Source organism: Zhouia amylolytica, from assembly GCF_900116365.1.
GTDB lineage: Bacteria > Bacteroidota > Bacteroidia > Flavobacteriales > Flavobacteriaceae > Zhouia > Zhouia amylolytica.
On the sequence record NZ_FPAG01000009.1, the window covers coordinates 137,221 to 156,764 of the forward strand.

17 protein-coding genes are annotated in these 19,544 nt (G+C 38.2%); 12 read left to right on the plus strand and 5 right to left on the minus strand.

Features of this window, described 5'->3' with window-relative positions; translation table 11 throughout:
* Nucleotide 1: 1 nt before the first annotated feature.
* The 3 genes from BM361_RS15280 to BM361_RS15290 form a co-directional block, all read right to left on the minus strand.
* On the minus strand, nt 2-1,276 hold the full coding sequence (locus BM361_RS15280) for a metal-dependent hydrolase family protein (RefSeq protein WP_074979945.1): 1,275 nt from the start codon (nt 1,274-1,276) through the stop codon (nt 2-4).
* 36 nt (nt 1,277-1,312) lie between these two features.
* Complete coding sequence (galE, locus tag BM361_RS15285) at nt 1,313-2,332, minus strand: UDP-glucose 4-epimerase GalE (RefSeq protein WP_038266936.1); 1,020 nt, start codon at nt 2,330-2,332, stop codon at nt 1,313-1,315.
* A gap of 227 nt (nt 2,333-2,559) precedes the next feature.
* Entirely contained in the window at nt 2,560-3,693 is a 1,134-nt protein-coding gene (locus BM361_RS15290) for a DegT/DnrJ/EryC1/StrS family aminotransferase (RefSeq protein ID WP_074979947.1), read from the minus strand.
* Between the two features lie 95 nt (nt 3,694-3,788).
* On the opposite strand from BM361_RS15290, the gene BM361_RS15295 reads away from it, so the two are divergent.
* From BM361_RS15295 to BM361_RS15330, 8 genes are all read left to right on the plus strand, one after another.
* Nucleotides 3,789-5,048 (plus strand): 3-deoxy-D-manno-octulosonic acid transferase, encoded by a 1,260-nt coding sequence (locus tag BM361_RS15295; RefSeq protein ID WP_317039408.1) that lies wholly within the window; start codon nt 3,789-3,791, stop codon nt 5,046-5,048.
* 87 nt (nt 5,049-5,135) lie between these two features.
* Nucleotides 5,136-5,420: a hypothetical protein gene (locus BM361_RS15300; protein ID WP_038266942.1), complete on the plus strand. Its 285-nt coding sequence runs from the start codon at nt 5,136-5,138 to the stop codon at nt 5,418-5,420.
* Between the two features lie 146 nt (nt 5,421-5,566).
* Nucleotides 5,567-6,352 (plus strand): DUF3108 domain-containing protein, encoded by a 786-nt coding sequence (locus tag BM361_RS15305; protein WP_038266945.1) that lies wholly within the window; start codon nt 5,567-5,569, stop codon nt 6,350-6,352.
* 3 nt (nt 6,353-6,355) lie between these two features.
* The gene (locus tag BM361_RS15310; protein ID WP_038266948.1) at nt 6,356-7,315 is read left to right on the plus strand and encodes a tryptophan 2,3-dioxygenase family protein; all 960 of its coding nucleotides are present in this window, start codon (nt 6,356-6,358) and stop codon (nt 7,313-7,315) included.
* Nucleotides 7,316-7,322: 7 nt separating this feature from the next.
* Nucleotides 7,323-8,585: a M23 family metallopeptidase gene (locus tag BM361_RS15315; RefSeq protein WP_038266951.1), complete on the plus strand. Its 1,263-nt coding sequence runs from the start codon at nt 7,323-7,325 to the stop codon at nt 8,583-8,585.
* A 2-nt stretch (nt 8,586-8,587) separates the two neighbouring features.
* Nucleotides 8,588-10,240: a glucose-6-phosphate isomerase gene (gene pgi / locus BM361_RS15320; protein ID WP_074979948.1), complete on the plus strand. Its 1,653-nt coding sequence runs from the start codon at nt 8,588-8,590 to the stop codon at nt 10,238-10,240.
* A gap of 157 nt (nt 10,241-10,397) precedes the next feature.
* Nucleotides 10,398-13,193, plus strand: a complete 2,796-nt coding sequence (locus BM361_RS15325) for a TonB-dependent receptor (protein ID WP_074979950.1) — start codon at nt 10,398-10,400, stop codon at nt 13,191-13,193.
* 99 nt (nt 13,194-13,292) lie between these two features.
* Nucleotides 13,293-14,108 (plus strand): purine-nucleoside phosphorylase, encoded by an 816-nt coding sequence (locus tag BM361_RS15330; protein WP_074979951.1) that lies wholly within the window; start codon nt 13,293-13,295, stop codon nt 14,106-14,108.
* A 55-nt stretch (nt 14,109-14,163) separates the two neighbouring features.
* Here BM361_RS15330 and BM361_RS15335 read toward each other — a convergent pair whose 3' ends face one another.
* Nucleotides 14,164-14,520 carry a toxin-antitoxin system YwqK family antitoxin gene (locus BM361_RS15335; RefSeq protein ID WP_074979953.1) on the minus strand — a complete coding sequence of 119 codons (357 nt, stop codon included), beginning with the start codon at nt 14,518-14,520 and terminating at the stop codon, nt 14,164-14,166.
* 285 nt (nt 14,521-14,805) lie between these two features.
* Between BM361_RS15335 and aspS the strand changes: the two genes are divergently transcribed.
* From aspS to BM361_RS15355, 4 genes are all read left to right on the plus strand, one after another.
* On the plus strand, nt 14,806-16,554 hold the full coding sequence (aspS, locus tag BM361_RS15340) for an aspartate--tRNA ligase (protein ID WP_074979955.1): 1,749 nt from the start codon (nt 14,806-14,808) through the stop codon (nt 16,552-16,554).
* Between the two features lie 88 nt (nt 16,555-16,642).
* Nucleotides 16,643-18,436: a chloride channel protein gene (locus BM361_RS15345; protein ID WP_074979957.1), complete on the plus strand. Its 1,794-nt coding sequence runs from the start codon at nt 16,643-16,645 to the stop codon at nt 18,434-18,436.
* Between the two features lie 18 nt (nt 18,437-18,454).
* A complete protein-coding gene (locus BM361_RS15350) occupies nt 18,455-18,709 on the plus strand; it encodes a hypothetical protein (protein ID WP_074979958.1) in 255 nt (84 codons plus the stop codon).
* An 87-nt stretch (nt 18,710-18,796) separates the two neighbouring features.
* Complete coding sequence (locus tag BM361_RS15355; RefSeq protein WP_038266979.1) at nt 18,797-18,991, plus strand: cold-shock protein; 195 nt, start codon at nt 18,797-18,799, stop codon at nt 18,989-18,991.
* A 79-nt stretch (nt 18,992-19,070) separates the two neighbouring features.
* Here BM361_RS15355 and BM361_RS15360 read toward each other — a convergent pair whose 3' ends face one another.
* Complete coding sequence (locus BM361_RS15360) at nt 19,071-19,520, minus strand: nucleoside deaminase (RefSeq protein ID WP_074979960.1); 450 nt, start codon at nt 19,518-19,520, stop codon at nt 19,071-19,073.
* Nucleotides 19,521-19,544 lie beyond the last annotated feature (24 nt).

Sequence of the window (19,544 nt, forward strand, 5' to 3'; positions counted from 1 at the left end):
ATCAATCTTTATAAATCTTTCCGTCTTTCATAACAAAAACAACATTTTCCAGGGTTTTTACATTCTGGGTCGGATCTTCATCAACTGCTATAATATCTGCATAAAAACCCTTTTTCAACTGTCCGATCTTCATTTCTTCTCCCAACAATTTTGCCGCAACTACGGTGGCCGACTGAATCGCCTCCATTACGGGCATCCCTACCTCGGTCATATAGGCAAATTCCTTCCCATTCTCCCCATGCGGAAAAACCCCGGCATCGGTACCAAAACCAATCGGCACTCCTTTTTTATACGCCTTCGCAAAAGTCCCTTGTATTTGCGGACCTACCTCTCTTGCCTTGGGAGCAACAATTTCAGGATAAAACCCTTCCACTTCCGCTTTCTCAGCCACATACTTTCCTGCTGTAATAGTTGGTACCAGGTAGGCATCATATTCCTTCATCAGTTCCATGGTTTCTTCACTCATAAAAGTCCCATGCTCTATAGTTTTCACTCCCCCTTTAACAGCTCGTTGCATCCCCTCATCACCATGTGCATGTGCTGCTACCAACATCCCATAATCCTTAGCTGTTTCGGTTATTGCTTTCACCTCATCTATAAAGAATTGCGGATTTCTTCCACTTTTAGCCACGCTTAAAACTCCTCCGGTGGCTGTTATTTTTATCACATCGGCGCCGTTCTTATATCTTTGACGCACTGCTTTACGTGCATCTTCGGGAGAATTAACAACACCTTCTTTGGGCCCCGGGTCTCCGATGAGTTCTTTTTTACTTCCGTTTGTCGGGTCTGCATGCCCTCCTGTAGTAGCGATGGCTTTACCTGCAGTAAAAATGCGCGGACCATCCACTAAACCTTTGTTAACAGCGTTACGAAGGGCAATATTTACACCTGATCCTCCAAGATCTCTAACCGTTGTAAAACCAGCCAGTAATGTTCTTTTTGCATAAACTGCACTTTCAAAAGCGATATCTGCATCATTATATGTATAGCGTGCCATATATCGTTTAGGATTGGTTTCCCCCTCCAAATGCACATGCATATCCACCAATCCTGGTAAAACCGTTTTATCTTTTAAATCGACAATTATTTCATTAGATTTTGGATCCAGGTAACCATCTTTAATTGCTTTTATCTGATCTCCGGAAACAACAATCGTTTTATTTACATACACCTTTCCTTTTTCGGTGTCTACCATTTTACCACAGTGTAAAAGCATGTCTTGTCCGAAAACGACGGTTGAAACAATCGCAAACAGTAGGGTAGTAATATATTTCATGTTTAAAAGATTAAAGATTGGTATACCATAAAGGTATTATTTTTTCCGAATCTTTTGCTCCCATTTCCATGCAGAGGCCATGGCATCATCAAGTGTTGACACCGCCTTCCAACCTAACTCTTCGTTAGCCTTTGTCGTGTCGGCGTAAGCTTCGATAACATCTCCGGGTCTCCTTGGGGCTATTTTGTAATTAAGTTTCTGTCCGGAAACACGTTCAAAACTTTCGATTACCTCCATGACGGAACTCCCCTTACCTGTTCCCACATTAAACACTTCATAGTTAGCTTTGTTAGCACCTTTTAATAATCTCTGCAAGGCCACAACATGCGCTTTAGCAAGGTCTACCACATGTATGTAATCGCGGATACAAGTACCATCAGGAGTTGGATAATCATCTCCAAAAACTGACAACTCCTGTCGTAAACCCATACCTGTCTGGGTAATGAATGGAACTAAGTTTTGAGGAACTCCAATTGGCAACTCCCCTATTTCAGCTGACGGGTGCGCTCCGATCGGGTTAAAATATCTTAAGGAAATAGCATTTAACTCATTGTATACTTTACAGGTATCACCAATGATTTCTTCCCCTATTTGCTTGGTATTACCGTACGGGGATTCCGCAGGCTTTACAGGTGCATTTTCAGTGATTGGAAGTTGATCTGCCTGACCGTACACGGTACAGGATGAACTAAAGATAAAATTTGCATTCCCTTTTTTCGAAAGCTCCTGAAGCAAATACACTAAGGTGTTAATGTTGTTTTCATAGTACAATAGCGGCTTTTCGACACTCTCTCCCACTGCTTTGGAAGCGGCAAAATGAATCACCCCATCAATATCCTGATGTTCTTCGAAGAACGCCTGTACTTTTAATTTATCGCGAAGATCTAATTTTTCAAATTCTGGAGCTTTTTTTGTGATGCTGGTAATCCCGTCTAAAACTTCAATAGACGCATTTGATAAATTATCGATAATTACTACATCGAAGCCTGCATTTTGTAATTCTACAACGGTATGCGAACCTATAAACCCAAGTCCACCTGTTACTAATATTTTCAATGTTTCCGGTATTTATGACTAATTATTTGAATTCAAAAGTACAGAAAATTGCAGGGAGTCATTATAACACCCCACCTGTTCTTCCCATAACCTGTATTGTTTTTTGAACCACAAGAACTTTTAGTATCAAAAATAAAATGTGAGGAGATCACCTTCAGATAAAAAGACCATCTTATTAACTTAAGACTACCCTAACCCAAATCATAGTCAGGGCAGACCTTATATATTTAGCGATTTACAAATTCAATAACTTTGGAAGTTATAAAATCAATTTGATCGTCATCCAGTTCTGTATGCATAGGTAAAGAGATAACCTCTTTTACCAATTGATTTGTTGTTTTAAATTCGGATTCATTATAACGATTATCCGAATAGGCCTTTTGCAGGTGTAGTGGTATTGGATAATATACTCCGCAAGGAATCCCATTTTCATTCAGGTACTTCACCAAATCATCACGTTTTCCGTTGGTAATTCGCAAGGTATACTGATGAAATACATGTTCCTCCTTTTTGTCTGAGAAATAAGGAGTGATAACATGCTCACATTCCTTAAGAGCTTCGGTATATTTTTTTGCTGCTAAATAACGTGCCTCATTATAAGCATCCAGATTTGGCAATTTTGCTCCCAGAACGGCTGCCTGAATACTGTCCAATCTAGAGTTAACTCCAACTACATCGTGATGATAGCGTTCGTACATTCCATGGTTTACTACACCTCTAAGGGTATGAGCGAGTTTGTCATCATTGGTGAATATCGCTCCTCCATCCCCATAACACCCAAGGTTCTTGGATGGAAAAAAAGACGTAGCTGCAACATGACCTATGGTTCCTGCTTTTTTCTGAGTACCATCTTCAAAGGTATAACTAGCACCAATTGCCTGCGCATTATCCTCTATCACAAAAAGATTATGTTTTTCAGCCAGCTTCATTATCGCCTCCATGTTGGCACATTGGCCAAATAAATGTACGGGAACGATGGCTTTAGTCTTCGGAGTGATGGCTTTTTCAATAGCCTCTATTGAAATATTAAAATCTTCTTCATTAACATCTACCAAAACAGGCGTAAGATTAAGAAGGGCTATAACCTCCACAGTGGCTGCAAACGTAAAATCGGCTGTAATGACTTCATCGCCGGGCTTCAAACCTAACCCCATCATTGCAATCTGTAAAGCATCGGTTCCATTAGCACATGGAATAACATGTTTAACATCTAAATATGACTCGAGATCTTTTTGGAATTGATGGACATACGGTCCGTTTATAAACGCACTGGTTTCTAAAACTTCATCTATAGAATTCTTTACGGTATCTTTAATCGCCTCGTATTGACCTTTCAGGTCAACCATTTGAATTTTCTTCATCCACTTAATTAGTTATATGAAACAATATTACAAAATTAAGGAACTGCAGCCAATGAATTTACCTAAAGAGATGTATTTTAGCAGCAAACTAACAAATGGTGTTTTTTATCTATAACATTTTAGTAATTATAACGGGAGGTTTACTACACATAGTTGCCTTATTCAATAAAAAAATAAAGCTATTCATCACCGGCAGAAAAGATGTTTTCAGGCATTTAAAAAGCAATATACATCCGTCCGATAAGGTGGTCTGGTTCCACACCGCTTCTTTAGGTGAATTTGAACAGGGCCTTCCGGTAATAGAGGAGGTTAGAAAACGATTACCTGGCTATAAAATCCTGGTTACCTTCTTTTCTCCATCAGGATACGAGGTTAAAAAAAATACTGATGCAGCTGACATTGTAACCTATTTACCTCTGGACACCCGTTCTAATGCAGGTAAATTTATTGATATCGTTGATCCTGAATTGGTGATTTTTGTAAAGTATGAATTCTGGCCTAACTACCTTTCTGAATTAAAAAAACGAAAGATTAAAACATTGCTTATTTCAGCTATCTTCAGGGAAGATCAAGCCTTTTTCAAATGGTATGGAGGTTTTATGCGGTCTTCATTATCCACCTTTGATCATTTTTTCGTTCAGGACACCAACTCGAAAAAACTTTTGGAGGGTATTGATTACACCAACGCTACGGTTAGTGGCGATACAAGGTTTGACAGGGTTTCGGAAATTTTAAACAGAGACAACTCCCTCCCTTTCATTGAAACATTTAAAAGCAATGAACTTTGTATTGTCGCGGGAAGCACCTGGCCTGAAGACCATGAGCTACTGGCATCATTCATTAACAATGACACGTCGAACACGAAATACATCATTGCCCCGCATAACATTAAAAACAAGGAGATCGAAAAGCTACAAGCTAACATTCTAAAAAAAACAGTCTTATTCTCTAAAAAAGATGATCAACTTCTGGAGGAATACCAGGTTTTCATTATTGACACGATTGGCATATTAACCAAAATTTACAGTTATGCAGACATTGCTTATGTAGGCGGAGGCATGGGCACCACTGGACTGCACAACACTTTAGAACCGGCTGTATTCGGAATACCTGTAATTATTGGTAAAAACTATCAAAAATTCAAAGAAGCAGTTGATTTGATAGCCAATGGAGGTATCACCTCTATTAAATCTCAAGAGGAATTCAATAATATTCTTAAAATTTTAATAGAAAAAAACACCGTTAGGTTAGAGAAAGGTAAACTTAACGCTAAGTACATCGAAAAAAAGAGGGGCTCTAAAGACCTGATATGCAAATACATTGGCGAAAACCCCTCAAAAAACACCTCCTACTAAAAAAATGTTAAAAAACATTTTGAAGCTACTAAAAAAAATTGCACTTTCGCACTTTAGTTAATAAACTGATAAAACTCAAAACAAATCATGAAGAAGTCTATTTTAAACATCGCTCTTATCTTAGCACTTGGTACCTCACTAGTTGCTTGTAAAGACACTAAGAAAGCTGAAGAAGCTGCACAAGACAGCATCGAAGCTGTAGAAGAAAAAACTGAAGAGGCTGCTGAGGCTGTTAAAGAAGTAACTGAAGACGCTAAAGAAGCTGTAGAAGAGGCTGTTGATACTCTTGAAGAGGCTGCTGAGGAAGCTAAAGAAGCTACTGAAGAAGCTGCTAAAGATGCTAAAGAAGCTGTAGAAAACGCTGGAGAATAAATTTTCCTGCTTATACAACATTAAAGCCTTTCTCTTAAAACAGAAAGGCTTTTTTTATTTTAATTCCTTTTTGGTATCATAATTGTTTAACAAACTTTAAGACAGTATGTAACTGAATTTATTATTTTTACAACAGATTTTAAAGTATGAATAAACTACTTATATTACTTGCATCGATTTTTCTTTTACCGATTGAAACCAAAGCTCCAAACTCTCACAGTGCTTTTAGAGATGGTGAATGGTTTCAGTTCAGGATTCACTATGGAATTTTCAACGCGAGCTATGCCACTTTAAGTGTCAATGAAACTACGCTAAAAGGCAAGGATGTTTATCATGTAGTCGGGAAAGGAAGCACCACGGGCCTGGCGAGAATGTTCTTTAAAGTTGACGACAACTACGAAAGTTATTTCGACAAGGAAAAATTGATTCCCTATAAATTTATAAGACAAATTGACGAGGGTGGTTACACTAAAGATCTGGAGATCAATTTTAATCACGAGCAGGACAAAGCAACGGTCTTTAATCATAAGCACAACAGAACAACTACAATAAACACTCCTGATGGCATACAGGATTTAATCTCTGCATTTTACTATTTAAGGAACAGCTATGATTTTTCCAATTTTAAAATTGGACAAGAGGTTGACCTGGAGTTACTCTATGACGACGATGAAATTTTTAATTTTAAACTCAGGTTCCTTGGATGGGAAACCTTAAATACCAAGTTTGGAAAGGTACGATGTTTAAAATTCAGACCTTACGTACAATCGGGAAGGATTTTTAAAGAAAAGGAAAGTGTAACGCTCTGGGTTAGTGACGACAAAAACAGAGTACCTGTAAGAATACAGGCAGATTTAATAATCGGTTCATTAAAAGCAGATCTCAATGCCTTTAAAGGATTAAAACACCAATTCAAAATTCAGTTAGACTAAACAATGGAAATAAAACCTGAAATTGCAGAGAGGATAGCAAAGCTTGAAGAGAAGTATAAAAATTCAGGACAGGATCTTGGTTCATACCTTGACGGACTATTACACGACAGATATCTTACCTATTGGGACTATATTCATTTAGACACTTTACTGAGTCTTCAAATTCCCCGAACGCATTTCCCGGACGAGGAAATATTTATAATGTATCACCAGATCACTGAGCTTTATTTCAAACTGATCATTCATGAGCAAAAACAACTTATAGACGATAAGTTACAGCGAGCTGAGTTTTTCATTAAAAAGGTCAACCGTATCAACAATTATTTCAAGGCCTTAATTTCCTCATTTGAAATTATGATTACAGGCATGGAACGCGAACAGTTTTTACAATATCGTATGTCTTTGCTTCCTGCCAGTGGCTTTCAATCAGCACAGTATCGAATGATTGAGTTTTATGCCACCCCGATGCAAAACCTGGTACATCTTTCAATGCGGGATGAACTAGCATCGGAAAATGAACTTGAAACCCTGTATGAAAATATTTATTGGAAAAAAGGCGCAACGGATATAGAAACTGGTGAAAAAACACTGACTTTAAAACAGTTTGAGTATCGATACACTCCCAGATTTATGCGGATCGCGAATCAAGTAAAAAATTCGACGCTATACCAAAAGTATTTGCAATTACCTGAAAACGAAAAAAACAATAAAGATCTTATTAAGGCGTTAAGAACGCTAGACACTAATGCGAATGTGCATTGGCCACTGATGCATATGGGGTCAGCATATCGCTATTTAAGAAGAGAAAAAGAAACCATAGATGCCACTGGCGGAACCAATTGGAAGCAATTTTTACCTCCAAGTTACCAAAAAATCATCTTTTTTCCTGAACTTTGGAGCGATCAAGAAAAACTCGATTGGGGAAAGCAATGGGTCGATCATATGTTTAATCCTGAAAAATAAAGAATAAATGCTAAGGAAACTCTTGTTGGGAACGCTGGTATTGTTAAGTTTATCAGCATGTAAGAAAGAAAAGGAAGATGCTCATGTTGAAAAACAAGTAGTTATTGAAAAACCAAAAGAAGTTAAAGAATTCGGTTTTAACCTAAACAATTTTTTTGTTCTTCGCGACACGATCAAACAAGGAGATAGTTTTGGTGAGATTTTAGCCAAGAATAGAATCGATTATTCACTGGTTTACCAGATTGCGGAACAAACTAAGGATAGTTTCGACATCAGAAAGCTACAAGCCGGTAAACCTTATACCATATTATGTTCCAAGGATTCACTTCAAATCCCGCAATGCTTCATTTATCAACCAAATAAAATTGACTATGTGGTTGTAAACTTTGCAGATTCAATTCATGCCTATTCAAAGAAAAAACCCGTTAAAGTTGTTGAAAGGGAAGCCACAGGAACTATTACAAGCTCTTTATCCGAAGCTATTCTGGAAAAAGGAATGGACTATCAGGTATCGCATGAATTGGCGGACATATATGCCTGGACCATTGACTTCTTCAGATTACAGGCTGGTGATCGTTTTAAGGTAATTTACGAGGAACGCTATATCGATGATACTATATATGCAGGAATGGGTAAAATAAAAGCTGCCTATTTCGAGCATATGGATGAGTCTTTCTATTCATTTAGATTTAAAACAGACACAATTCACGACAGAAGTGACTACTATGATGAAGAGGCAAATTCATTAAGACGTTTCTTCTTAAAAGCACCAATAAACTACTCTAGAATCTCCTCCCGTTTTACAAAAAGACGTTTTCACCCTGTTCAAAAAAGATGGAAGGCACATTTAGGAACTGACTATGCAGCTCCAAGAGGCACTCCTATTTGGGCCACTGCCAATGGTATTGTGACAAAATCGAGCTACACCGGCGGGAACGGTAAATATGTTAAAATACGCCACAACAGCGTGTACGAAACACAATATCTCCACATGTCAAGGAGAGCTGTTAAAGTTGGTGAATATGTCAAACAAGGAGACATTATCGGTTACGTAGGAAGTACCGGATTAGCTACCGGACCCCATGTATGCTACCGTTTTTGGAAAAACGGAAGACAAGTGGATCCGTTCAGCCAGGACTTACCATCCGCAGAACCCATCAAACCCGAGATCAAAGAAAGATATCTTGAATTTGTCCAGCCCGTGAAGACTCGTTTGGACAATATCATTTTTGAAGAAGAAAAAGAAGAATATATTGCAGAATTAAACTAAACATGGCATTAAACAGCATTAACCCAACCCATACTGAAGTTTGGAAAAAACTTCAGAAACACCACCTTGAAATTAAAGACATAACAATGAAATCTCTCTTTGCTGAAGATAGCAATAGAGCTGATTCATTTACAATAAAATGGAATGACTTTTATGTAGATTATTCCAAAAACAGAATTACAAAGGACACGCGATCTCTGCTTCTAGATCTGGCAAAAGAATGTAAACTGGAAGATGCCATTAACAAGTATTTTTCTGGCGAAATCATTAATGAAACAGAAGGGAGAGCTGTACTTCATACAGCGTTAAGAGCTAAAGAGAGCGACAGTGTTTTAGTAGACGGAGTTAATGTGATTCCTGAAGTATACGCGGTTAAGAATAAAATCAAAGCCTTTTCCAATTCAGTGATATCAGGTGAAAGAAAGGGATATACCGGAAAAGCATTTACCGATATCGTTAATATAGGCATCGGCGGATCAGATCTGGGACCTGCCATGGTTACTGAAGCTTTACAGTATTACAAAAATCATTTAAACGTACACTTTGTCAGCAATGTTGATGGCGATCATGTTCATGAGTCTATTAAAGGCTTAAACCCTGAAACCACTCTTTTCATCATTGTTTCTAAAAGTTTTACAACCCAGGAAACACTCAGTAATGCTCAAACGATAAGAAATTGGTTCCTGTCAGATCAATTTTCAACCGTTCAGGAAGATGTTGCGAAGCATTTTGTTGCTGCTTCTACCAACCTTCCAAAAATAGAAGAATTTGGAATCGCCAGCGAAAATGTCTTTCCTATGTGGGACTGGGTTGGTGGCCGTTTTTCATTGTGGAGTGCTGTAGGACTATCAATCGCTTTAGCGGTTGGTTATGATAATTTCGACAAACTCCTGGAAGGTGCTCACCAAATGGACGTGCACTTTAAAACCACCCCTTTCGAAGAAAACATACCTGTACAATTATCTCTTTTAAGCATTTGGTACAACAACTTTTACAACGCCGAAAGCGAGGTTATCATCCCTTACACTCAATATCTAAGCCGATTTGCTGCATACCTGCAACAGGGCATTATGGAAAGCAACGGTAAAAGCGTTGATCGAACCGGTAATTCAGTGGACTATCAAACGGGTACCATCATTTGGGGAGAACCTGGCACAAATTCACAACATGCATTCTTCCAATTGATCCATCAGGGAACCAAAATAATTCCAGCTGATTTTATAGGGTTTACAAATTCTTTACACAGAGATAAAGACCACCACAATAAGCTTATGGCTAATTTCTTCGCTCAAACCGAAGCGCTTTTGAATGGAAAAACAGCTTTAGAAGTGCAAAATGAGCTCGAAGGAAAAATGGATACTGAAGCTATTAAAAAACTTCTTCCTTATAAGGTTTTTGAGGGCAATAAACCATCAACGACCATCCTTATTGACGAACTTACCCCTGAAAGCCTGGGAGCACTTATTGCCATGTATGAACATCAAATATTTGTTCAGGGAGTCATTTGGAACATATACAGTTATGATCAATGGGGAGTTGAATTAGGTAAGCAATTAGCCACAAATATTTTAAAAGATTTGACCTCAGAAAACATTGAGAATCATGACTCATCTACCTGTAATTTAGTGAAATACTTCAAGAAAAATCAAAAATAATTGTTGATAATTCAGTTTATAAGTTAATTCGCCATAAGCCATACCGTTAGACCAATTGGCTACATTTGTTATGCACGTATAATATTTAACATTCTCTTAATATAATAGTATGTTAAATAGTAGAATTTTGCACCGTAAAAACAAATTTAACTAACAAATGAAGACAATTTACAATTGGATTTTTACAGCAGTATTTACCTTAGTAGCTACTGCTGCATTTTCACAAGGTACTGTTACAGGTACTGTAATTGATGGCGAATTCAATGAGCCATTACCAGGGGCTAATGTTATGGTTAAAGGAACCAGTAACGGCGCTTCGACCGATTTCAATGGACAGTTTTCAATTGATGTTTCCGGCAACTCAGGAACACTCGTGATCACTTACGTTGGTTTTGTAAAAAAAGAAGTTAATTTCACCCTTTCCAATGGCACTGCCAGTGTAGGCAACATTATTTTAAGTGCTGACGCACAAGAACTGGAAGGTGTTGTTGTTACAGGAGTTGCGGATATTGCTAAAGACAGAGAGACACCTGTTGCCGTATCGACCATTAAAGCTTCTGAAATTCAGGAAAAATTAGGTTCTCAGGAATTTCCTGAGATATTAAAATCTACTCCTTCGGTTTATGTTACCAAGCAAGGTGGTGGATTTGGTGATGCGCGTATTAACATACGTGGTTTTGACCAAAGAAATACAGCGGTTATGATTAACGGTGTTCCTGTAAACGATATGGAAAACGGATGGGTATACTGGTCTAACTGGGCTGGATTATCTGACGTAACATCTGCCATGCAGGTACAAAGAGGTTTAGGATCTTCAAAACTTGCCATTTCATCTGTAGGGGGTACCATCAACGTACTTACAAGATCTGCCGAAAGAAGCGAAGGTGGTTCGGTGATGGCTGGAGTAGGTAACAATAACTACCTAAAATTACTTACATCTTACAACACCGGTTTAATGGACAATGGCCTTTCTGCTTCCATACTTTTTAGCAGAACTGCCGGTGATGGTTATGCTCAGGGTACTTCGTTTGAAGGGTATAACTACTACTTTGCCTTAGGTTATAAGCCTAACAACAAACACGATTTTCAATTTACTGTAACGGGGGCACCTCAACAACACAATCAGAGAGGATTTGCACCTAGCATCAGTGACTACATCAGATACGGTCAGAATGGTGACCCTAATATAAAATACAACAGTGATTTCGGATACAGAAATGGCGAGGAATTCACTTTTAGTGGTAACTTCTATCACAAGCCTGTTACTTCATTAAACTGGGACTGGAATATTTCTGACAGCTCTACTCTATCATCTGTTTTGTATGCTTCATTTGGACGCGGAGGATCAATCGGATCCATTGGTAGAATTAATGGCGGAAGATCATACTACGGTCAGTTTAAAGACAGTCAGGGTCATGTTAGAGTTGACGATATAATTGCCTGGAATCGCGGTGTTGATGTTCCTGCTTTCGGAGATCCAAGACAAGGATATACCGGAGGTGGAGACCCTATGTACCAGGGAATGTTTGTAAATGGTGGTGATTACGATTCTCGTTATGTCGATGACGGTGGTCATATTTACGGAGGTCAAAACGGTATTTCTCAACGTTCTTCAGTAAACTCTCATAACTGGTTTGGCGCCATCATTAACTTTAACAACGAAATCAATGAGAACTGGACTTTCGATCTTGGAGCTGACCTAAGAACTTATAAAGGTATCCATTACAGAAGATTGGTTGATCATTTAGGAAGCGATGTATATGTTGACAATGACAACATCAATGAAAACTACAGGTTTATCAATGAAACATACGCTCCTACCATCGGAAATGTTTGGAATGTATTTAAAGACACCGATAAAGAAGTTAAGATCGATTACTTTAATGATGGTAAAGTAAACTGGGCTGGTGCCTTCGGTCAGTTAGAATACAAGAATGAGGCATTATCTGCTTTCGTTCAAGCGGCGATATCAAATCAAGGATTCAAAAGAATTGATTATTTCAACTATTTAGATTCTGATCCAGAGCAAGAGTCTGACTGGGAGAATTTCTTAGGAGGAAATGTAAAAGGTGGACTTAACTACAACATCAATGAGCAACATAATGTGTTCGCTAATGCGGGTTATTACTCAAAGCAACCTTTATTTGACGGGGTGTTTATCGACTATAACTCCAATACTGTAAATGAAGATGCCGTTAATGAGAAAGTTTTCGGACTAGAGTTAGGTTACGGATTCAGGTCAAGTAGATTCAGAGCCAATGTTAACCTTTACAGAACCTCTTGGAAAGATCGATTCTTATCAGAAGGTGTAACTGTTAGTGGTGATCAGGATGGATCTGCTAACTTCCAGGGTCTTGAACAAATTCACTCTGGTGTTGAAGTAGACTTCACCTATATACCACATTCAATCTTCAACGTATATGGTATGGTTTCAGTTGGTAACTGGGAATACGGAGGCGATGTAGAAGCGAATGTATTTGACTCTGGTCAAAACCTGGTAGGCACTTATACCTTATACCTGGATGGTGTTAAAGTGGGAGATGCTGCACAATTTACTACAAGGTTAGGGGTAGATGTAGAACCACTAGAAGGATTAAAACTTGACGCTAGCTGGTATCATGCTGACAATCTATATGCAGATTTCGCAGGAGATAGTGGAGATTTTGTAGAGCAGTTTGGAAATCCTGATAACCAGGGAGCACTTCAACTTCCTGCTTACGATTTGATTGACGCCGGTCTATCTTACAAGATGCTTGTAGGTCGCGATAAATCTAAATCTGTTAGCTTAAGACTTAATGTTAACAACGTATTTGACGAGACTTATATTTCAGAATCCGAGACCAATGTTTTTGCTGAGCCTGGAGACGAAACCTATAATGGTATCAGCACCAGCAACAGAGTTTATTTTGGTTTTGGAAGAACCTGGAACTTTAGCTTACGATACAACTTCTAATTTTTTTTTAGAATTCACATATAAATAAAACCCGGCATTTGCCGGGTTTTGTGTTTAATGAAAATACCTACATTTGTCTGGTCTAACAAATATTCAACTATGGCTCTCGATCATTTAAATGAAACTGTAGATTATTTAATAAATAAAGGATTCGACAATCCCGAAATTGGAATTGTTTTAGGATCAGGTTTAGGGAAACTTGTCAATGAGATCACGAACCCGATCGTGGCTCACTACAATCATATCCCCTTCTTCCCTTTAGCTACTGTAGAATTCCATAGCGGCAAACTTATTTATGGAACGATAGAAAACAAAAAAGTAGTGGTTATGCAAGGTCGTTTTCATTTATACGAAGGATATGACCTTATCGATGTAACCTACCCTATTAGGGTAATGCACCAATTGGGTATTAAAAAGCTTTTCGTATCAAATGCTTCCGGCGCCATTAACTTAGACCTGAAAAAAGGAGATTTGATGCTCATCGACGACCACATTAACATGTTAGGGGGATCACCTCTGGCCTTTAAAGGGGTTTCCCAATTTGGTGAACGCTTTGCCGACATGAGTGAACCTTACGACCTTAAAATGAAGGAGCAACTACAATCTATTGCAGAAAAACAAGACATCGACTTAAAAAAAGGTGTTTATGTTTCTGTATTAGGACCACAGCTTGAAACTAAGGCAGAGTATAGAATGCTAAAAATAATCGGAGCGGATGCCGTTGGCATGAGCACGGTACCAGAGGTAATTGTTGCGAACCATTTAAACTTACCCGTGGTTGCCGTATCTGTTATAACAGACATAGGAGATCCTGACAATCTAAAACCTGTTAGCATTGACGAAATAATACAGGTTGCCGGTCAGGCAGAACCTGACATGATTCGGTTATTCAATGAACTTATTAAGCTACAATAAAAAAAGCCCTGATCGAATGATCAGGGCTTTTTTATGGCTTTATATCTTTTCGACATTATTTATTTTTCACCAACTGACTTTCCGAACTCCAGGTGGTAACATTTGCAATGCGATTGTCGGTATAATCAACTTCACTTAATTTACCATCTGACCAAAAGAACCATTTACCGGCTTTTTTACCCTGATCGTAATTAGCGATCGCTGTCTTTTTTCCGTCCTTATCATAAGAGACCCATTCTCCCTGCAACTTTCCATCTAAATAGAAACCCGTTTGAGCTACTTCCCCATTACCGTGAAAATAGGTAGCTTTAACCATATTGTCCTGCTTTTCGAAAATAGGTTCTATTTTTTGTTCTTGAGCAAATAAAACTACAGAAAACAAAAGTGCTAATGTTAATGTTATATTTTTCATAGTATATGTTTTTAAAGTGCTTTTGTCGACCCTTTTGTTTACATTATACTAACAAATATAACTAATTTTTACCTTAAAGCAACATTCACGTAACATTAAATTAACATTAAAACGGTAATCCACTCATTCAAAACACCTTAAAAAATATCTTTCACTGAAAAACATCACTAAATGATCGAATTTTTAATAAACGAGAGCGTCCCAATATGGTTATAAAAAGCTCATTAAAATCTAAAATGATCTTATATAACTTATTACCTTTGCAGGATTAAAATCTGATTTAGAATGTTTAGATCTTATACATGTGGCGAACTACGCTCAGCAAATATAAATGAAGAAGTTACCTTAGCAGGTTGGATACAAAAATCAAGAGATAAAGGATTCATGATCTGGGTTGACCTCAGAGATCGATATGGCATTACTCAACTTATTTTTGATGAGGAGAGAACCCCGAAAGATGTTTTTAACCAGGCTAAAGAACTTGGTCGTGAATATGTAGTTCAGATAAAAGGAACTGTTATTGAACGAGAATCTAAAAACAACAATATCCCTACCGGAGAAATTGAAGTTTTAGTTTCAGACATTAAGGTGCTAAATGAAGCTGACACCCCTCCTTTTACCATAGAAGATCAAACGGATGGTGGTGAAGATTTAAGAATGAAGTATCGTTATCTTGACATTCGGAGAAACCCTGTTAAAAATAAACTTATATTTCGTCATCAAGTGGCTATGCAGGTTCGCAACTACCTTTCGAATGAAGGGTTTATTGAAGTTGAGACCCCATATCTTATAAAGTCTACACCTGAAGGGGCAAGAGACTTTGTGGTTCCTTCGAGAATGAACGAAGGTCAGTTTTATGCATTGCCACAATCGCCACAAACCTTCAAACAACTTTTAATGGTTGGTGGAATGGATAAATATTTTCAGATCGTGAAATGTTTCCGCGATGAGGATTTAAGAGCAGACAGACAACCGGAGTTCACACAAATAGATTGTGAAATGGCCTTTGTTGAGCAAGAAGACATCTTAACTATTTTTGAAGGCTTAACTCGTTATATATTAAAAGAAGTTAAAGGTGTTGAAATAGCACAATTTCCAAGAATGACCTATGCCGATGCTATGCGTAAATATGGAAATGACAAGCCTGATATTCGTTTCGGAATGGAATTCGGCGAATTGAACAGCGTGGCTCAACATAAGGACTTTAATGTATTTAATACTGCCGAGCTTGTGGTTGGAATTGCAGTTCCCGGAGGTGCTTCATATACCCGAAAAGAAATTGACAAACTAATTGATTGGGTAAAACGCCCTCAGGTTGGCGCCAAGGGAATGGTTTACGTTAAGTGTAATGAAGATGGATCCTTTAAGTCTTCGGTAGATAAGTTCTACGACCAGGAAGATCTTGCTAAATGGGCTGAGGCTACAGGTGCCAAAGCAGGTGATTTAATCTGTGTTCTTTCTGGAAATATTAATGAAACCAGGACTCAGTTAAGCGCGCTTCGCATGGAGCTAGCCGAAAGACTTGGATTAAGAAACCCTGAGGAATTTGCTCCTTTATGGGTTGTCGATTTCCCGTTACTGGAATGGGATGCAGATACAGAAAGATATCATGCCATGCACCATCCTTTTACCTCTCCTAAACTAGAGGATGTGGAATTATTAAATTCTAATCCGGGAGAAGCAAGAGCCAATGCTTATGACCTGGTTTTAAACGGAAATGAAATAGGAGGAGGTTCAATTCGTATTTTTGATCAGGAATTACAAAGTAAAATGTTCTCTTTATTAGGATTCACCAAAGAGGAAGCTGAAGCACAATTCGGCTTTTTAATGAACGCCTTCAAATATGGTGCTCCGCCTCACGGTGGTATTGCATTTGGGTTTGATCGCCTGGTTGCCATCCTTGGAGGTCAAGAGACCATTAGGGACTATATTGCATTCCCTAAAAACAACGCAGGACGCGACGTTATGATCGACGCTCCGGCTCCAATTGATGATGATCAATTAAAAGAATTATGCTTAAAACTTGATGTTTAAGCATTAATAACTAAATACTTATCCCGCTATATGCGGGATTTTTTTTCATCTTTGTTATTTCAAAAGCAATTATAGCTGCATTTAAACTATGCCTAATCAAAAGAAATCTTTATTAGCCAAGCTATTAATATGGCGCGCGAAACATATATCGCATCGCCAGTTCATACTTATGCTCAGTGTTCTAGTCGGGTTCACATCTGGAGTTGGAGCATTGGTATTAAAGAATTTCACTCACTTCATTCAGCATTTACTGGAAGGCAACCTGGTTCAGTATTACCATCATGCCTTTTACTTTATATTTCCCATAATTGGGTTTGGCATTGTTTATCTCATTATGAAGTATGTGATCAGGAATAAGGTAAGTCACGGTATCCCCTCTACCCTTTATGCTATTTCAAAACGAAAAGGCATTATGAAGCAGTATCAGATGTTCGGGAGTATATTGACTGCTCCGATCACTGTTGGTTTTGGGGGTTCGGTAGGACTGGAAGGACCCACGGTTGCAACGGGAGCTGCCATCAGTTCGAATATAGCAAGGTTGTTTCACATGAACCAACCTACCAGAACACTCCTTATAGGGTGTGCCGCTGCGGGGGCACTATCATCGATATTCAAGGCACCGATCGCCGCCATTATTTTTGCAATTGAAGTGTTCAGTCTTGATCTAACGCTAACATCATTAGTACCGCTCTTACTAGCTTCGCTATCAGCTATTCTTACTTCCTATTTTTTCTTTGGGGATGATATTTTACTCCCCTTTCGTATAGAAGACAAATTTATCATTGCGGATGTTCCTTATTTTATGATTTTAGGGGTTATTGCCGGGTTGGTCTCAATATATTTCTCTAAGGTATATGAACATATTCATCGCTTCTTTGACCAGATTGAATCTCCTTTTAAAAGGATAATTATAGGTGGGGTGGGTATTGGCTTTCTGGTGTTTCTTATACCTCCCCTATACGGGGAGGGCTTCGACGTTATGAACAACATTATCAAAGGAGATCTCGCTGCTGCCTTAAAGGGCAATATTTTTAATATGGACCTCAGTAATAACTGGAATGTAATTGCATTATTGGGCGGTTTGGTGTTATTCAAAGTGGTTGCGAGCAGTATTACTTTTGGTGCAGGCGGGGTTGGTGGAATATTTGCGCCTACCTTATTTATGGGGAGTATTCTCGGGAATTGTGTTGCCAAAATAATCAATAGTTTTGGCATTCTGAACACTTCGGTTTCTGAAAGTAATTTTACCCTGGTAGGAATGGCAGGTCTGATGGCCGGTGTCCTACACGCTCCACTTACAGCAATTTTCCTCATTGCGGAATTGACCGGCGGATATGAACTCTTCATTCCACTTATGATCACAGCGGCGATATCGTATTCTTTCACTAAATATTTTGTATCCCACTCCGTTTATACTATGGAATTAGCACGAAAAGGAGAACTAATCACCCACGACAAGGATCATGCGATCTTAACTTTTATGGATCTGGAAAGTGTGATTGAGAAAAACTTTATGCCTGTACATCCGGAAATGACCTTGGGAGCTATTGTCCACAAGGCTGTTGTGAAATCAAAAAGGAATATTTACCCGGTATTGAACAAAAAGGATAAAACTCTTGAAGGCGTTATATTACTGGATGATATTCGTCCTATTATGTTCGACCAAACTATGTATGAATCTGTTCTGGCCTCGGATGTTATGCAAACACCACCTGCTATCATAGAAATGGAAAAAGATAAAATGACCACCGTCATGAAAAAATTCCAGGATAGTGGCGCCTGGAACTTACCGGTCACCAAAAATGGCATTTATGTTGGTTTTGTTTCAAAATCGAAGCTCCTTACCGCTTATAGAAGAAAGTTAATTAACTTTGCGGTATAACTAGCAGATTTCACTTATATGAAACGATTTCTTCAGATATTATTTGTTGCCATCATAGGCGCTATTGCAGTCGGGTTTTATTTCAAAATGAACGATAATAATGTTACCGGAGATCGAATCGTTGGTATTGGGGTACTTACCATTGCATTCGTTTTAATACCTCTTTTCATCTATCACAGATCGAAAGGAAAGAAAATTCAGGACTATATGTTTACCCAGGAAAACATCGACAAAATGAACAAAAAAAATAGCAATCACCCTGAAAATCAATAATTTTTTCAAAAAAAACATTCTTTTTACTTGCTGTATCATATTAAATATTACCTTAGCACCATCTAATTAATTTTTTATTTTTTTATAATGACTGGTACAGTAAAATTTTTCAATGATTCCAAAGGTTACGGATTCATTACCAACGATGAAACAGGAAGTGATATCTTTGTTCATGTAACTGCATTGAACGGAGTAGAACTTAACGAAGGAGACAAAGTAGAATATAACGAAGAAGAAGGCAAAAAAGGAAAAGTTGCCTCTGACGTGAGAGTTATAGGATAATCATATTTTATTTTGGAAAAAATTAAAGCGCAACATTGGTTGCGCTTTTTCTATTTTATGCCCCCTGGGGATTACTGAATTAATTTAAATTTCTTTTCTCAATAAAAAAACGCTTCATAAGTGTCGCGGCTTCATTTTCCATTACCCCTCCAATAATTTTAGTTTTAGGATGTAAGGTAGTTCCCATGGTTTCAAACCCGCGCTTTTCATCTTTTGCTCCATAAACGATTTTGGAAATCTGACTCCAATACAACGCTCCGGCACACATTTGACATGGTTCTAAAGTGACATACAAGGTACAATCGATAAGATATTTCCCTCCTAAATAATTGGCTGCAGCGGTTATCGCCTGCATTTCGGCGTGTGCCGTTACATCATTTAAGGTCTCGGTCAGGTTATGTGATTTGGCAATTATCTTGTTGTCTATTACAACTACTGCTCCCACAGGCACTTCCCCTTTATCAAAAGCCATCTCTGCCTCTTGCAAAGCCTTCTTCATAAAATAATTATCATCAAAAGGATTCATCATGCATCAAAAATACAATTTCAACTC

What these genes read in the sequence shown, in the direction of transcription:
- BM361_RS15335 (WP_074979953.1), bottom strand. Translation starts at nt 14,520, where the DNA reads ATGAAAAATATAACATTAACATTAGCACTTTTGTTTTCTGTAGTTTTA.
- BM361_RS15290 (WP_074979947.1), bottom strand. Translation starts at nt 3,693, where the DNA reads ATGAAGAAAATTCAAATGGTTGACCTGAAAGGTCAATACGAGGCGATT.
- BM361_RS15300 (WP_038266942.1), top strand. Translation starts at nt 5,136, where the DNA reads ATGAAGAAGTCTATTTTAAACATCGCTCTTATCTTAGCACTTGGTACC.
- BM361_RS15360 (WP_074979960.1), bottom strand. Translation starts at nt 19,520, where the DNA reads ATGATGAATCCTTTTGATGATAATTATTTTATGAAGAAGGCTTTGCAA.
- BM361_RS15350 (WP_074979958.1), top strand. Translation starts at nt 18,455, where the DNA reads ATGAAACGATTTCTTCAGATATTATTTGTTGCCATCATAGGCGCTATT.
- BM361_RS15310 (WP_038266948.1), top strand. Translation starts at nt 6,356, where the DNA reads ATGGAAATAAAACCTGAAATTGCAGAGAGGATAGCAAAGCTTGAAGAG.
- BM361_RS15305 (WP_038266945.1), top strand. Translation starts at nt 5,567, where the DNA reads ATGAATAAACTACTTATATTACTTGCATCGATTTTTCTTTTACCGATT.
- BM361_RS15295 (WP_317039408.1), top strand. Translation starts at nt 3,789, where the DNA reads ATGGTGTTTTTTATCTATAACATTTTAGTAATTATAACGGGAGGTTTA.
- BM361_RS15345 (WP_074979957.1), top strand. Translation starts at nt 16,643, where the DNA reads ATGCCTAATCAAAAGAAATCTTTATTAGCCAAGCTATTAATATGGCGC.
- BM361_RS15315 (WP_038266951.1), top strand. Translation starts at nt 7,323, where the DNA reads ATGCTAAGGAAACTCTTGTTGGGAACGCTGGTATTGTTAAGTTTATCA.
- aspS (WP_074979955.1), top strand. Translation starts at nt 14,806, where the DNA reads ATGTTTAGATCTTATACATGTGGCGAACTACGCTCAGCAAATATAAAT.
- BM361_RS15330 (WP_074979951.1), top strand. Translation starts at nt 13,293, where the DNA reads ATGGCTCTCGATCATTTAAATGAAACTGTAGATTATTTAATAAATAAA.
- BM361_RS15325 (WP_074979950.1), top strand. Translation starts at nt 10,398, where the DNA reads ATGAAGACAATTTACAATTGGATTTTTACAGCAGTATTTACCTTAGTA.
- BM361_RS15280 (WP_074979945.1), bottom strand. Translation starts at nt 1,276, where the DNA reads ATGAAATATATTACTACCCTACTGTTTGCGATTGTTTCAACCGTCGTT.
- BM361_RS15355 (WP_038266979.1), top strand. Translation starts at nt 18,797, where the DNA reads ATGACTGGTACAGTAAAATTTTTCAATGATTCCAAAGGTTACGGATTC.
- pgi (WP_074979948.1), top strand. Translation starts at nt 8,588, where the DNA reads ATGGCATTAAACAGCATTAACCCAACCCATACTGAAGTTTGGAAAAAA.